The following is a 14,674-nucleotide window of genomic DNA, read 5'->3' as shown; positions in this document are numbered from 1 at the left end:
GCGTGGGTCAGGGGGAGACCTCCTCCAGCTGCCGGTTGCGGGTCTCCGGACCGAACAGCGCCAGCACCGCTCCGACCGCGGCCACCCCACCCAGCACCGCGAACGCGGTGGTGAGGCTTCCGCCGACGACCGCGGCCGCCACGACGATCGGACCGAGGATCACCCCGATCCGGTTGAACGCGGCCCCGATGCTGGTCCCCAGTGCCCGCGACCGGGTCGGGAACAGCTCCGGCGAGTACAGGTAGAGGGTGATGTTGGCGGCGAAGCTGAACAGCGCGGCGACGGTGGTGAGCAGGGCCACCTGACCGACGTCGGTGGCGCCGAGCACCGCGAGCAGCACGAGCGCGGCCGAGGCGAGCAGCATCCCCGTGAACAGCACCGCGCGACGGCCGATCCGGTCGACGCCCAGCGCGGCGAGCACGCATCCGCAGAACCCGGCCGCGGTGGCCAGCAGCGACAGTTGCAGGGCCGTGCCGAGCGGGACGCCGTAGGTACCGGTGTAGATCGTCGGCAGCCAGGACGTCAGCCCGTAGTTGACGAAGAACGCGGTGAACCAGAGCCCGCAGACCAGCACGAGCCGGCCGCGGTAGCGGCCCAGGACCAGCTCCCGGAGCCGCTCGGAGGTGCCGGCCGGTGCCTCGCTCACCGTGACCGCCGCCGCGGCCGGCGCGGGCAGCGGCGACCGGGTGGAGCGCTCGACCGCCTGCTCGATCCGGACCAGCTCGACGTCGGCCTCGGCGTAGCGGCCGCGGGCGGCGAGCCAGCGCGGCGACTCCGGGACGTTCCGGCGGATCAGGATCAGCATCACCACCGGGATCGCGCCGACCAGGTAGACCGAGCGCCAGCCCAGCGAGGGGACCATCCAGGTCGCCAGCAGCGCCGCGAACAGCGTCCCGGCCGGGAAGACCAGCTCGTAGAGGAGCACGAACCGGCCACGGCCGTGGGCGCGGGCGAGTTCGCCGATGTAGGCCGCCGCGACCGGGACCTCACCGCCGATGCCGAGACCCTGCACGAAGCGCAGCAGCACGAACACGCCGAACGACGGGCTCAGGAAGAGCCCGATGCTGGCCACCACGGTCAGCAGCAGCGCGATCCGGATCGTGCGGACCCGGCCGAGTGTGTCGGCCGACCAGCCCGACACCAGTGCGCCGACGAGCATGCCGACCGATCCGGCGGTCACCGCCAGGGTCATCTGCCCGGTGCCGAGCGCCCATTCCTGGCGGATCGACGGCAGAGTGTAGGCCACCAGCAGCTGGTCGAACGCCTCGAAGAAGGTCACCACCCCGATGATCAGGCGGACCTTGACGTGCCAGCGGGAGTGCGGGATCCGCTCCAACCGGGCCATCAGCGTCGTCGCTGTGGGCTCGGCTCCGATCGAGTGCCTTGCAGAGGTCATCGGAGTGTCCTTGTCTGATCCGCGTGGTGGGGACGGTCGAGCGGGAGGGGGTCGGGCAGGCCGAGCCGGTGGGCCGCGCGGGCCGCACCCGGGCGTCCACCGCCGGTGGCGGCGAGCCGGAGCGCGGACCGGTCGAAACCGAGCCGGCCGGTGAGGTGGTCGACGGCGCCGTCGACGTCGGCGTCGACGTCCGTCGGGTCGAGCCGGGCGAACGCCGCCTCGGCGAGGTCGTACTGCGGGTAGTCCGGGCCGCCGTCACGGAAGTACAGGTACGGCACGACGACCAGGCGCCCGCCGGCGGCGAGCGTGCGGATGTCGGCCTCCAGCCCGGCGTCGATGCCGGGTTCGCCGTGCACGACCACGACCGCCTCGGGTGCGGTGTCCTCACCGGTCACGAACAACGGTGCGGAGGTGGTGTGCACGACGCGCCCGCGGTTGGCCGGACCGTGTGCGTGGTGGTGCCCGGGGCCGTGGTCACTCATCGTCGCCCCCGGGCACGTGCACCGGCGGCACGAACGGCACCGTCATCGGCCCGATCGCGGTGAGATCCACCTCGACGACCGACGGCTCGTGGGTGGCCAGCGCCTTCGCGAGCGCCTCGTCGAACGCCGCGACGTCGGTGACCAGCCGGTGCTCCAGCCCGACCGAGCGGGCCACGGTGGCGAAGTCGGGCGTGTAGAGGTCCACTCCCGCCCGCGGCGACCCCGTCGCGTCCTGCATGGACCGCAGCACGCCGTAGCCGCCGTCGTTGAACACGAGCAGCACCAGCCAGGGTCGTGTCTGGGCGAGCGTGGCGATCTCGCCCAGGTGCACCGAGAGTCCGCCGTCCCCGGCCATGACCAGGGTCGGGACGTCCGGTCGGGCCAGTGCCGCCCCGATCCCCATCGCCAGACCCTGCCCGATGCCACCGCCGAGTGGGAAGACGTTCGTGGCCGGGTCGACAACGGACAGCAGCCGGTTGCCCCACGTGCTGGAGGGGACGGTGACGTCGCGGGCGATGACCGACCGGTCCGGCAGCCGCTCCCGGACGGCGTCGCAGAGCACGTCGTACGGCGCGACCGCGGCACGGTGGGCGGCGCGCACCGCGTCGCGGGTGGCCCGGGCGCGGTCGGACCACCCCGGTTCGGCGGTGTGCGCGCCGAGACGCTCCAGCAGGCCCTCGAGCACCTGGGCCGCGTCGCCGACGACCCCGGCAGTCGCCGGGTAACTGCGTCCGATCGCCCGCGGGTCGACGTCGATCTGCACCGCGGTGGCGGGCAGCGGCAGGGTGAACTGGGCGGTCTCGTTGGACCGGTAGTGCGAGCCGATGCCGATGAGCAGGTCGGCCCCGGTCACCAGGTCGCGGGCGGCCGGCGCGGTCCCGTAGTTGCCGACGACGAGCTCGTGGGTCTCGGGGACGGTGCCGCGACCGGCGTTGCTGGTCAGCAGCGGTGCGCCGAGTCGTTCGACGAGCGCCTGCAGCTGCGGTCCGGCGTCGCGGGCACCGCCACCGGCCCAGATCAGCGGCCGTCGGGAGCGGCGCACCAACTCGACGGCGTGGTCGAGCGAGACCGGGTCCGCGGGCGCCGGGCGGGCCGGACGGACCACGACGGGCCGGGTGTCGCGCTGGGTGGCGTACTGCAGGTCGATCGGCCACTCCACACTGGACGGTCCCTGCGGTGGGCTGAGCGTGCGCGCGACGGCGTCGCGCAGCACCGGGCCGGCGGAGTCGGCGGTGCGGATGGTGGCGGCGGGCGCGGAAACCGCGGCCAGCATGCCCGCCTGGTCGGGGGTCTCGTGGATGACACCACGCCCCTGGCCCAGGTACCCGCTGTCGATCTGGCCGGTGATGTGCAGGACCCGGCTGCCTGCGGCGAGGGCCTCGATCAGCGAGCCGGCGGCGTTCCCGGCCCCGGTCCCGGTGCTGGTGATGGCGACGCCGAGGCCGCCGCCGGCGCGGGCGTGGCCGTCGGCGGCGTTCACCGCGGCGGCCTCGTGCCGGACGGGCACGAACATCCCGGCGGCGTCGAGGGCCTCGACGAGGGGCAGGTTGTGCACGCTGATGACGCCGAAGGCGCAGGACACGCCGTGGTCGCGCAGCAGGGCGACGAGCAGGTCGCCGCCGTTCGGGCGGGCCATGGTTCCTCCAGGAGGCGGTGGTGGGAGACGCGGTGGTGAGCGACCGGTCAGACGTAACGTGCGACGCCGCCGCCGACGTCGAGCGTCGCGCCGGTGACGTAGGAGCTGCGAGGGGACAGCAGGGAGACGATCGGGAAGGCGACCTCCTCGGCGGTGCCCAGCCGGCCGAGCGGGATGCCGCGGTCCGCGGCCAGCTCGCCGGCCCAGGTGTCGAAGTCCAGGTCCGATCCGGAGCCGTCGTACCGGCGGCGCCACTGGCCGGTGTCGATCAGCCCCAGACAGACCGAGTTGACCCGGATCCGGTCGGGTGCCAGCTCGGTCGCCAGCGTGGTCGCGAGGTTGAGCAGGGCAGCCCGGGCGGCCGAGGTCGCCGCCAGCCGTGGTTCGGGCTGGCGGGCCAGGATCGCGTTGACCGCGACGACCGAGCCGGCGTCGCTGCGCCGCAGCCACGGCAGCGCCGCACGGACGGGATGGAGCAGGCCGGCGAGCTTGAGCCGGACCTCCTCGTCCCACTGGGTGCCGGTGACGTCGAGGACGCGGGCCATCAGCGAGCGGCCGGCGTTCGCGACGACGGCGTCGACGCCTCCCAGGTCGGCGGCCGCGGCGGCGACGAAGTCGTGCACCGCGCCGGCGTCGAGGACGTCCGCGGGGGCCGCGTACACCCGGCCCGGTCCGGGCAGCGCCGCGAGCGCGGCGTGCAGCCGGTCGGCGTCGCGGGCGCAGGCCGCGACGTGCGCGCCCTCGGCCCGCAGCAGTGCGGCGACGGCCAACCCGACGCCGGAGCTCGCCCCGGTGACGATCACCGTGCGGCCCTTCAGCCCGAGGTCCATGATCACTCCTTCGGCGTCGTCGCGGTTCAGCGACAGATGAACCCGCCGTCGACGAGCAGGGTCTGCCCGGTGACGTAGGCGGCGGAGTCGGAGAGCAGGAACCGCACGGCGCCGGTGACGTCGTCGGGCTGCTGGGTGCGGGTGAGCGCCCGGTTGATCCGGAACAGCTCGTGGCGTTCGGCCGGGACGGCCCGGGTCGCCTCGGTCTCGGTGATCCCGGGTGCGACGGCGTTGACGGTGATCCCGTCCGGGCCGGCGTCGCGGGCCATCGCCCTGGTCATCCCGACGACGGCGTTCTTCGACGCCACGTAGTGCAGCAGCCGTGGCGGGCCGTAGAACGCGACGTCGGAGGCGATGTGCACGATCCGGCCGCCGCCGGCCGCCCGCATCGCCGGATACAGCGCGCGGGACACCAGGTAGGGGCCGCGCACGTTGACCCGCAGCACCCGGTCGAAGTCCTCAGCGGGCAGGTCCGCGAAGTGCCTGCCGCCGACGCCGTCGGCGAGTGCGGCGTTGTTGACCAGGCCCCACGCCCCGCCGAGCCCGTCGACGGCGGCGGCGAGCCCGGCCACCGAGGTCTCGTCGGCGACGTCGGTGTCGTGGCGCAGCACCCGGGCCCCGGCTGCGGTGAGCTGCGCGGTCGCCTCGGCGGCCAGCCGGGCGTCCCGCTCGGCCAGGACCAGGTGCGCCCCGGCGTCCGCGAGCTCACCGGCGATGGCCAGGCCGAGCCCGCGCCCGCCGCCGGTGACGACGACGACCCGGCCGCTCAGGTCCCCGAACGGGGCGTTCACCGGGCCACCGCCGTGGCCGGTCGCACCCCGGCGAGGAACCCGCCGAGGATCCGGTCGAACGCGGCCGGTCGTTCCTGGTTCGCGGCGTGTCCCGCCCCGGCGACGACGGCGAACCCGGCGCCGGTGATGCCCTCGGCCAGGGCCCGGCTCTCCGCGACACCGGTCACGACGTCGTGCTCGCCGACGACGACGAGTGCCGGCAGGTCGATCCGGGACAGCTGCGCCGAGTGGTCGGTGGCGGCCATCGCGGCCGCGGCCAGCGTGTAGCCGGCGGTGCGCACCCCGGACATGATCCCGGTGACCCGAGCGAGGACCTGCGGATCGGCGTCCGGTCCGACCAGGCGCGGGGCACGCAGCGCGGCGAACGCGCGGGCCCCGAACGTCGCGAGCTCCTCGACCCGGCGCGTCATCCCCGACCGGCCGGCGGCCGTGCGGCCGGAGCCGCGGGTCGAGTCGGCGAGGGTGAGCGAGCGGAGCAGCTCCGGGCGGCGCAGCGCCATCCGGGTGGCGATCACCCCGCCCCAGGACACCCCGACGACGTGCGCCGGGCCCCCGGCCCGCTCCAGCACGGCGAGGGCGCTGTCGGCCAGCAGGTCCATCGGGTCCGGCCCGGGCAGGACCACCGGGTCGGGCGAGTCGCCGTAGCCCGGGGCGTCCCAGGCGAGCAGCCGGTACCGGTCCGCGAGCGGGCCGGCCAGCTGCGGGTCGAACGACGCCGCCGCTCCCCCGATCCCGTGCAGGAGCAGCACCGGGTCCCCGGAGCCCGCGGAGCGGACGGCGGTCGGCAGCGGTCCGGTCATCGGAGCACCGCCGGGGAACCGGCGAGGTCGGCGACGGCACGCAGCACCGCGTAGGGGGTGATCGCGCTGGTGGTGGGGGTGCGCTCGGAGGGCCGGTTGGCGATCTCGATCCGGTAGTCCCCGGACGGGCCGGACGCGGTGATCTCGTGCCGGGTGCGGGTCGCGGCGGGGTCGGCGACGACCGACGCGGTGACCCGGTCCCAGGAGCCGACGGCCAGCGCGACCGCGGCGACGACGTTGGTCGAGCGCGGGAACCGGGCCGCCACCTCGCGGGCGGTCCCGCGGAACAGCTCGACCGGGCCGTCCGGGGTCGGCCGGTCGGGCAGCAGTGCGGAGCTGGACTTCGTCGTCGTGACGACGACGCGCTCCGGGCCGCCCTCCATCAGCGCGGCGGCGCGCAGCAGGTCCAGCCCGCCGATCGCGCCGCTGCACAGGTGGACCCGGCCGGGGCCTGCGGACAGGACCGCCAGCAGCCCGTCGTCGGTGAGGGCGCCCACCGACACGACCAGCAGGTCGGTGCCGGATCCGATGACCCGGGGACCGGTCGCGGCGAGGGCACCGTGTCCGGCGCACTCCACGACGAGGTCCGCGGCGTCGAGCCCGTCGGCGTCGAGCACCGGCAGTCCGGGCGGGTCGGTCGGGTCCTGGTGCACGACCCCGAGCAGGTCGGCGCCGGCGACGGCGCCCGCGGCGAGCTCACGGGCCACGACCTCGCCGATCGCACCGCAGCCGAGCACGGCGACCTTCACGACCGCACCCCCGCGGACGCGTTGCGGGCGATCCAGCCCGGGTCGGGGGTTCCCGCCATCCTGGTGCGGACGTCGACCGACGGGGGACCCGCGGTGCCCCACAGGTCCGACAGCTCCGGGGTGCGCCGCCAGACCCGGCAGAGCCAGGCGTCCTCCACGACCTGGTCGACCTCCGAGGTGTACTCGCACACCAGCCCGGCCGGGTCGGCGAAGTAGGAGAACGTGTTGTTGCCCGGTCCGTGCCGGCCGGGGCCCCACAGCGGCAGCAGCTCGTGGTGGCGCAACCGGCCGACCCCGCGCATGAAGTGGTCGATCGACCCCATCTCGTAGGCGACGTGGTTGATCGAGGTCCACGCGGCCTGGTTGAACGCGATGACGTGATGGTCGGCGGTCGGCCCGACACCGCACCGCAGGAACGCCATCTGGTGCTCCGACCAGTCGGAGATCCGCATGCCGAGCACGCCGGTGTAGAAGGAACAGGCCGCGTCGATGTCGACCGTGTTGAGCACCACGTGGGCGAGCTTGCGCGGCCGGGCCGCGCGGCCCTCGGGATCACCGGGAACGACGGCGTGGGTGTCGCAGGACAGTTCCACCAGCCGCCCCTCGGGGTCGACCAGCCGCAGACCGTAGCCGCCGCCCGCCTGGTCGAGGGGTCCCGGCCCGGCGACGACGGGGATCCCGCGCCGTTCCAGCTCCCGGGCCGCGGCGTCGACCTCGGCCGAGGTCCCGACCGCGAACGCGATCTTGTCCAGGCCGGCGGAGTCGCCGTCGACGAGCTGCAGGATGTGGTGCTCCGGTCCGGTGCCGCGCAGCCACACCGCGCCGGTGTCGGTGTCGGTGGTCTCCAGACCCCACACCTGGGCGTAGAAGTCCGCGGACTCGCGCAGGGCGGGTGTGCGCAGCGTCGCCGAGCGCAGCGACCGCAGCTGCACGACCGCTCCCGGGGCGGCGGTGGCGCCGGTCATCGGGTGGCTCCCGCGGTCGCGGCCGGACGGGACGCCGCGGCGGCACCGCGCTCGCGCAGCACCCGCTCGGCACGGTTGCGCAGCAGGCGCCGCACCCGGACCAGGGCGATGTCGTGCTGGTAGAGGCCCTCGCGCTCGGTGGCGTCGGCGGGCATGTCCTCCAGCATGATCCGGTCCTGCTCGAGCACCGCCCAGTGCCGCTCCTCCAGCACGGTGCGGTAGAGGAAGCGCCAGGAGTCCCGCTCCCAGCCCTGCACCCGCCGGCAACGCCAGAAGAACCCGGCGTGCCGGTCGGCGTCGATCGGGGTGACCATCCCGATGATCGCGAACGGGCCGCCGGGACCCGCCGACGGCGGGTAGGGGATGTCGAGCCGCACGGCCTGGTAGCCGTCCTCGATCCACTCCGACCAGTCGAAGTTCACCGACTTCTGGTCGGTCTTGGCGAAGACGAACCCGGTCGGGGTGTCCCGGACCTGGAACACCGCCTCCCGCCGCCCGCCGAACATCGAGTGCGACTCCCGGTGCAGGAAGGCGCCGTGCATCGGGTCCATCAGGTTGTCCAGCGAGAGCCCGTAGGGCGCGTCCCACTCGACGTAGCAGCAGAAGCTCGACCACTCCGCGGAGTCGATCTGCTCGGGCAGCCGCAGCGGGGTGGGCGGGGTGTCGTCGTCGGTGATCCAGGCGAACACCGCGCCGGCCCGCTCCTGCGCCGGGAACGTCGCGACCGCGCGCCGGCCCTCCAAGGCGCAGCCGGGGCTGCCCGGCACCGAGACCACGGTGCCGCCGGTGTCGATCTGCACGCCGTGGTAGTTGCAGGCGATCCGATCGCCGAGGTGCACCCCGCGCGAGAGCGGCGCGTTGCGGTGCGGGCACCGGTCCTGCTGGACGTGCACCTCGCCCCCGGCGTCGCGCCAGAGCAGCAGGTCGACCCCGGCCCGGTGCAGGCGGACCAGCTCTCCGGCCGGGACCGCCGACGACGGGCACAGTGCGTACCACTGGTCGGGCAGGCCGCGAGCCACGAGCTCGGCGGCCGAGGAGACCGGGGCGCGGCCGGCCCCGCTGGGGTCGAGGGCAGGCGGCGTGGCCGGGCCGTCGTCGGCGCCGAGGCGGGCCAGTTCGGCGACGACCGACACCGCGGTCCAGTCCCCGCCGCCCGGGGGCCGGGTGCCGCCGGTGTTCAGGCCCGCGGCGACGGCGCCGGGCTCGGTCGCACCGGCGGTGTAGACCCGTTCCAGCTCTGCGGCGAACGCGGTCTCGTAGCTCGTCGGCGGGCGGTGGCGGGACTGGTGGATCTGCAGGTACGACACGGTCGCCTCCGGTGGTGGTGGTGGTGGTGAGGGGTGCGTGTGGACGGGCCGGGTGCGTTCGGCTCCGGGTCCGCGGGTGCTCGCGGGGCGCTCAGAGGTCGAGGACGAGCCGGGCGCTGCGCGCGCGGGAGACGCAGACGAGCATCGAGCCCCCGACTGCGCGTTCGTCGTCGGAGAGAACGAGGTCGCGGTGCTCCGGCTCGCCGGCGAGGACCTTGACCTCGCAGGTGCCGCAGATGCCCTCCTCGCAGGAGGACGGGACCGTGATCCCGGCGCCCGTGAGCGCGGCGAGCACCGATGTGCCCGGCTCGACGCGCAGGCGGACGTCACTGGTCTCGCAGTGCACGTCGAACCCGGCGTCGGCCACGGTGTCGCGTGGGTCGGGCGGCGGGGCCCGGAACCGTTCGACGTGGGCTCGGCCAGGTGCGGCGGCCAGGACGGCGTCGAGCATCGGGCCCGGGCCGCAGCAGTGCACCACCGCGGTGGGCCGCGCCGCCAGTGCGGTGACGAGGTCGGCCGGGCCGCCGTGCTCGTCGTCGAGGTGGACCCGGACCCTGGTGCCGTCCGGGTCGAGCGCGGTGAGCTCGTCGAGGTAGGCGAGCGCGGCGGCGGTGCGGCCGCAGTAGAGCAGGGACCAGTCCGCGCCCCGGGCCTGCAACGCCCGGGCCATCGACAGGATCGGGGTGATCCCGATACCGCCTGCGACCAGCAGGTGCTCGGACCCGTCGACGAGCGGGAACTCCTGGTGCGGACCGCTGACGGTGAGCAGGTCGCCGGGCCGCAGCGAGCCGTGGACCCAGGCGCTGCCCCCGCGGCTGTCCGGTGCCCGGTGCACGGCGACCGTCCAGCTCCGCCGGTCGGTGGGCGACCCGCACAGCGAATACTGGCGGGTGAGCCCGGCCGGGAGGTCGAGCGCGAGGTGGGAGCCGGGCTCCCACGACGGCAGCTCCGCTCCGGACGGATCGACGAGCCGCACCTCGACGACGTCGTCGGCGAGCCGGGTCAGCTGTTCGGCACGCAGCGTCCTGGTCTCGGGCATGGCGGTCTCCTCGCGGCGGGCGGAGCGGTCAGCGACGGACGCCGTGCATCGGCGAGGTCGGGGGGTAGGTCGGCAGCTGCGGCTTCGGCGAGCCGATGACGACGCAGAACAGCGCGTCCTCGGAGCCGATGTTGCGCAGGCTGCGGGGGACCGCGGCCGGGACCCGGATCAGGTCGCGGTAGCCGAGGACACGGCTGGCGGTGCGGGTGCCGTCCTCGACGTCGTGCACGGTGACCTCGAGCTCGCCCTCCAGGACGTAGAAGACCTCCTCGACGTCGTGGTGGGTGTGCTCCGGCCCGATCGCCCCGGCGGGCAGCCGCATGTTGGAGAAGGTGAAGTGCTCGGCGGGCAGGATCCGCGAGTCGGTCTCGTGGTTGCCGGTGGCGCCGGAGCCGATGTAGCGGATCTGGGCCCGGCGGAACTCGTCACCGCCGGCGGCGGCCTGAAAGCCCAGGGTGTCCCAGTCCTCGTGCCGGGACGCGGCGCCGGCGATGCAGCTGTCGAGCAGCTGCTCGAGGTCGGTGGTGGTGGAGGGGGCGGTCATGACGGCCTCACTTTCTTTAGCCCTAAAAGGTGTGCCGGGGAAATTGTTAGCGCGGCGTGGGTCGCACCACAAGGGGAAGACTGCAAGTTTCTTGCTCGTAACGTGCGTCGAGCCAGGTCAGAAGCTCTCTATTGTTCAGGGCTTAACAATCAGGCATGCTCCGACGATGACCTCGACATCGCTCCGGACCCCACCACCGAGCATCGCGGTGCCCCCCGACGAGCTCCTCGCGGCCGGTCGGTGGCGCGTCGGCTCGGGCCCGGTGCGCGAGTGCGTCGATCCGGCCACCGGCCGGGCCGTCGCCCTGCTGCACACCGCAACCCGGTCCGATGTGGACGACGCGGTGCGGGCCGCGCGGACCGCCGCCGACGACCCGTCCTGGCGGGACCTGCTCCCCCATCTGCGGGCCCGGCTGCTGCACCGCATCGCCGACGGGATCGAGGCCGAGGCCGAGGCGCTCGCCCGGCTGCAGACCCTCGACACCGGCAAGACCCTCGCCGAGACCCGTGCGCTGGTCGCGAGCGCCGTCGGGACCTGGCGCTACGTCGCCGCGACCTGCGAGACCGCCGACGGCGAGCTGCCCACCCCCCGTGGCGAGCACGTCACCATGACGCTGCACGAACCCGTCGGCGTCGTCGCGGCGATCACGCCGTGGAACTCACCGGTCGCCAGCGACGCCCAGAAGCTGGCGCCCGCCCTGGCCGCGGGCAACGCCGTCCTGCTCAAGCCCGCACTGTGGGCACCCCTGGTGTCGCTCGCCGTGGGCCGGATCGTGCACCGCGTCCTGCTCGAGCAGCGCCTGCCCACCGCGCTGGTGTCGGTGCTGCCCGGCAGCGGCACCGAGGCCGGGAACGCCCTCGTCCAGCACCCGGACGTGCGCATGGTCTCGTTCACCGGAGGCACCGACACCGGCCGTCGGATCGCCGCGACCGCCGGGCACCGGCTGGTCCCGGTGTCGCTGGAGCTGGGGGGCAAGTCCCCCACCATCGTCTGCCCGGACGCCGACCTCGACCACGCCGTCGCCGGCGTGCTGTACGGCATCTTCTCCTCGAGCGGACAGAGCTGCGTCGCCGGTTCCCGGGTGTTCGTCCCGCGCGACCGCCACCGGGAGATCGTCGACCGGCTCGCCGCCGCCACCCGGGCCCTGCGGGTCGGCCCCGGCACCGACCCGCGCAGCCACCTCGGCCCGCTCGTGCACCACGACCACCGCGACCGGGTGGCCGCGATGGTCGACCGCGCCGTCGCCGGAGGGGCCCGGGTGGTCACCGGCGGCCGGGTGCCCGACGACCCCGGGCTCGCCGACGGCGCCTACTACCTGCCGACCATCCTCGACCGGGTCGACCCGGACTCCGAGATCTGCCGCGACGAGGTGTTCGGCCCGGTCGCGGTCGTCCTGCCCTACGACGACGAGGACGACCTCGTCCGCCGGGCCGAGGACACCGTGTACGGCCTGGCCTGCGGCATCTGGACGGCCGACGCCCGCCGGGCGTGGCGGATCGCCCGACGGGTCCGCGCCGGAACCGTGTGGATCAACACCTACAAGCAGTTCAGCATCGCGACGCCGTTCGCCGGAATCAAGGACAGCGGCCTCGGGGTGGAGAAGGGCCGGCTGGGGTGGCGCAGCTACACCACCACCAAGAGCGTCTACTGGAGCACCGCCGAGGACCCGATCGGCTGGGCCGCCCCGCGCTGACCGAGGTCACCCGGTCCGCGTCGCGGCTCATTCCGAGGCGCGGACCGCGGCCTCGTCGAGCGACTGCTCCAGCCTGCGCAGCAACCGGGCGAGCCTGCGCTGCTCGGCCTCGTCGAGCCCGGCCAGCATCTCCCGCTCGTTGGCGAAGTGCGCCCTGGTGACCTGGTCCACCAGGTCCAGGCCGCTCGGGGTGAGCTGCGCGTGCACGACCCGGCCGTCGACGGCGTCGCGTTCACGCCGCACCAGCCCCGACGCCTCGAGTCGGTCGACCCGCTGGGTCAACCCGCCCGCGGTCACCAGGGTGACCCCGCCCAGGTCACGCATGGTCTGACGGTACGGCTCGCCGGACCGGCGCAGGGCGGCCAGCACGTCGAACGCGGCCATCGAGATCCCGTACCGCTCGAAGACCGGCGTGAGCTGGGACTGGTAGCGCAGGAAGCAGCGGTGCAGCCGCCCGAACACCGCCATCGCCGACGGGTCCAGCTCCGGATCGTGCCGCGCCCACTGATCGAGGATCAGGTCGACGGCGTCCGGTCGGGCAGTGCCCCTGCGCGACGCCATCGGCTCTCCTCTCCGCCCCGGGCGGCCAGCCTAGTGCGGTGCCCGGCACTCCTCGTGCGGTACCCGTCTCACAACGCGATCGCCGCGCCCACCCCCGACCGCGGGTCGACCGCGGCGTGCAGTGTCCCGGGCCCGCCGCCCCCGGGGACTGCGGCTCCGGTCCCGACCGCGCACATCCGGCCCAGGGACCAGGCGCCCGCGTCGTCCACGGCGTGCCCGCGGCGGGTCAGCCCGGCGAGGGTGTCGGGCCCCAGCCGGGACTCGACGACGAGCCCGTGCGGCTCCCAACCGCGGGGCGCGAAGGACGCGGGGAACGCCGTCGAGTGCCAGGTCGGCGCGTCGATCGCGGCCTGCAGGTCCAGCCCGCCGTGCACGAGCGCGAGCAGGAACGCGAGCTGCCACTGGTCCTGCTGGTCCCCGCCGGGCGTCCCGAAGGCCAGCGCGGGCTCGCCGTCGCGCAGCGCCAGCGACGGCGACAGCGTCGTGCGCGGCATCCGCCCGGGCGCGAGCGTGCTGGCGAGCCCCTCCTCCAGCCAGAACATCTGGCCGCGGGTGCCGAGGCAGAACCCGAGCTCCGGGATCGTCGGCGACGACTGCAGCCAGCCCCCCGACGGCGTCACCGAGATCATGTTCCCGGCGGCGTCGACGACGTCGACGTGCACCGTGTCCCCGCGGGCGACGCCGTCCCGCGACACCGTCGGCTCGCCGGTGCCCGGACCCTCCGTCCCGGAACCGCGCCCGGCGCCCGGGATCGCCGCGTAGTCGCCGATCCGAGGGGTGCGCCCACCCGGCGAGCCGGGCCGCAGCCCGCCGTCCGACGCCGGTCCGATCAGGCCCCGCCGGGCGTCGGTGTAGTCGTCGGAGAGCAGGTCGGCGAGCAGGTCGGGGGGCACGCCGTCGCCGTACCAGGCCTCCCGGTCGGCGAAGGCGAGCTTCGCGGCCTCGGCGGCGGCGTGCACCGTGTCGAGGGTCGCGACACCACCGGGCAGTTCGAGGTCCAGCCCGGCGAGCAGCCGCAGCTGCTGCAGCAGGACCGGCCCCTGCGACCACGGGCCGCACTTCGCGACCGACCAGCCGGACCCGGCGTCGGCGACGAGCGCGTCCTCGTAGTGCGCCGACCAGCCGGCCAGGTCGTCGGCGGTGAGCAGACCGGTGTGGTCGCGCCCGGTCTCGTCCCGGACCGGGGTCGCGGCGAACCGGCCGATCTCCTCGGCGACGAACCCGCGGTACCACGCGTCACGGGCGGCGTCGATGCGTGCCTCCCGGCTCGGGCCGACGGCCTCGTCGAGCAGCCGGCGCCAGGTCGCGGCCAGCACGGGCAACCGCACCCGCTCGCCCACGGCGGGGACCCGACCGTCGGGCAGCCAGGTCGCCGCCGACGACGGCCAGTGCGCCCTGAAGTGGTCTGCGACCGTGCCGATGGCCGCGGGCACCCGCGGGACCAGCGGGAACCCACCCGCGGCGTAGTCCAGCGCCGGGGCGAGGACGTCCGCGAGCTCCCAGGTGCCGTGGTCGCGGAGCAGGGTCAGCCAGCCGTCCCAGGCCCCGGGGACCGTCGCCGGGAGCAGGCCGGTGCCGGGGACGATCGCGCAGCCCAGATCGCGCACCCGCTGCGCGGTCGCGGCGGCCGGGGCGACGCCCTGGGCGCACAGCACCCGCGGGACCGGGTCGGTCGCGGTGACGAACACGGCGGGCAGCTCACCACCCGGCCCGCACAGGTGCGGCTCGACCACCTGCAGCACGAACCCGCAGGCGACGGCGGCGTCGAAGGCGTTCCCGCCCCGCGCCAGCACCGTGGCCGCGGCGGCCGTGCCGAGATGGTGGGTGCTGCTGACCGCGCCGTGCGGCCCGATCCGGTCGTATCCACGAGGCGCCACGCCT

Annotated in this window: 14 protein-coding genes; 1 reads left to right on the top strand and 13 read right to left on the bottom strand. The window is 75.0% G+C overall.

What is annotated here, in order from left to right; genetic code table 11:
• Positions 1 to 7: 7 nt before the first annotated feature.
• The 11 genes from Ae331Ps2_RS10520 to Ae331Ps2_RS10470 form a co-directional block, all read right to left on the bottom strand.
• Positions 8 to 1,396, bottom strand: a complete 1,389-nt coding sequence (locus Ae331Ps2_RS10520) for an MFS transporter (RefSeq protein ID WP_083695435.1) — start codon at positions 1,394 to 1,396, stop codon at positions 8 to 10.
• Entirely contained in the window at positions 1,393 to 1,878 is a 486-nt protein-coding gene (locus tag Ae331Ps2_RS10515; protein ID WP_020627068.1) for a hypothetical protein, read from the bottom strand. The genes Ae331Ps2_RS10520 and Ae331Ps2_RS10515 overlap by 4 nt, the downstream gene beginning before the upstream one ends.
• Positions 1,871 to 3,514: a thiamine pyrophosphate-binding protein gene (locus Ae331Ps2_RS10510; RefSeq protein ID WP_075309213.1), complete on the bottom strand. Its 1,644-nt coding sequence runs from the start codon at positions 3,512 to 3,514 to the stop codon at positions 1,871 to 1,873. Before Ae331Ps2_RS10510 ends, Ae331Ps2_RS10515 begins: the two co-directional genes overlap by 8 nt.
• A 47-nt stretch (positions 3,515 to 3,561) precedes the next feature.
• Positions 3,562 to 4,344 (bottom strand): SDR family oxidoreductase, encoded by a 783-nt coding sequence (locus Ae331Ps2_RS10505; RefSeq protein WP_075309215.1) that lies wholly within the window; start codon positions 4,342 to 4,344, stop codon positions 3,562 to 3,564.
• A 26-nt stretch (positions 4,345 to 4,370) separates the two neighbouring features.
• Positions 4,371 to 5,135, bottom strand: a complete 765-nt coding sequence (locus Ae331Ps2_RS10500) for an SDR family oxidoreductase (RefSeq protein WP_233147692.1) — start codon at positions 5,133 to 5,135, stop codon at positions 4,371 to 4,373.
• Entirely contained in the window at positions 5,132 to 5,935 is an 804-nt protein-coding gene (locus tag Ae331Ps2_RS10495) for an alpha/beta fold hydrolase (protein WP_075309217.1), read from the bottom strand. The genes Ae331Ps2_RS10500 and Ae331Ps2_RS10495 overlap by 4 nt, the downstream gene beginning before the upstream one ends.
• Positions 5,932 to 6,684, bottom strand: coding sequence for an aspartate dehydrogenase domain-containing protein (locus Ae331Ps2_RS10490; protein WP_233147691.1), 753 nt, complete (start codon positions 6,682 to 6,684; stop codon positions 5,932 to 5,934). The genes Ae331Ps2_RS10495 and Ae331Ps2_RS10490 overlap by 4 nt, the downstream gene beginning before the upstream one ends.
• Positions 6,681 to 7,649: a VOC family protein gene (locus tag Ae331Ps2_RS10485; protein WP_075309219.1), complete on the bottom strand. Its 969-nt coding sequence runs from the start codon at positions 7,647 to 7,649 to the stop codon at positions 6,681 to 6,683. The genes Ae331Ps2_RS10490 and Ae331Ps2_RS10485 overlap by 4 nt, the downstream gene beginning before the upstream one ends.
• Positions 7,646 to 8,956 carry a recombinase-like helix-turn-helix domain-containing protein gene (locus Ae331Ps2_RS10480; RefSeq protein ID WP_020622108.1) on the bottom strand — a complete coding sequence of 437 codons (1,311 nt, stop codon included), beginning with the start codon at positions 8,954 to 8,956 and terminating at the stop codon, positions 7,646 to 7,648. The genes Ae331Ps2_RS10485 and Ae331Ps2_RS10480 overlap by 4 nt, the downstream gene beginning before the upstream one ends.
• A 91-nt stretch (positions 8,957 to 9,047) precedes the next feature.
• The gene (locus Ae331Ps2_RS10475) at positions 9,048 to 9,995 is read right to left on the bottom strand and encodes a PDR/VanB family oxidoreductase (RefSeq protein ID WP_020622107.1); all 948 of its coding nucleotides are present in this window, start codon (positions 9,993 to 9,995) and stop codon (positions 9,048 to 9,050) included.
• A gap of 28 nt (positions 9,996 to 10,023) precedes the next feature.
• Positions 10,024 to 10,539 carry a cupin domain-containing protein gene (locus Ae331Ps2_RS10470; protein WP_075309221.1) on the bottom strand — a complete coding sequence of 172 codons (516 nt, stop codon included), beginning with the start codon at positions 10,537 to 10,539 and terminating at the stop codon, positions 10,024 to 10,026.
• A gap of 166 nt (positions 10,540 to 10,705) precedes the next feature.
• Between Ae331Ps2_RS10470 and Ae331Ps2_RS10465 the strand changes: the two genes are divergently transcribed.
• Positions 10,706 to 12,232 carry an aldehyde dehydrogenase family protein gene (locus tag Ae331Ps2_RS10465; RefSeq protein ID WP_075309223.1) on the top strand — a complete coding sequence of 509 codons (1,527 nt, stop codon included), beginning with the start codon at positions 10,706 to 10,708 and terminating at the stop codon, positions 12,230 to 12,232.
• A 27-nt stretch (positions 12,233 to 12,259) separates the two neighbouring features.
• Here the strand turns inward: Ae331Ps2_RS10465 and Ae331Ps2_RS10460 are convergent, their stop codons facing one another.
• Together Ae331Ps2_RS10460 and Ae331Ps2_RS10455 are read right to left on the bottom strand one after the other, a co-directional pair.
• Positions 12,260 to 12,793 (bottom strand): MarR family winged helix-turn-helix transcriptional regulator, encoded by a 534-nt coding sequence (locus Ae331Ps2_RS10460; protein WP_020622104.1) that lies wholly within the window; start codon positions 12,791 to 12,793, stop codon positions 12,260 to 12,262.
• Between the two features lie 68 nt (positions 12,794 to 12,861).
• Positions 12,862 to 14,670, bottom strand: a complete 1,809-nt coding sequence (locus Ae331Ps2_RS10455) for a gamma-glutamyltransferase family protein (RefSeq protein WP_233147690.1) — start codon at positions 14,668 to 14,670, stop codon at positions 12,862 to 12,864.
• Between the last annotated feature and the right edge of the window lie 4 nt (positions 14,671 to 14,674).

Origin of the sequence: Pseudonocardia sp. Ae331_Ps2 (genome assembly GCF_001932405.1) — a bacterium.
Classification (GTDB): Bacteria; Actinomycetota; Actinomycetes; order Mycobacteriales; family Pseudonocardiaceae; genus Pseudonocardia.
Note: the sequence above shows the minus strand (reverse complement) of the source record. Positions and strands in the feature narration are given on the sequence as shown.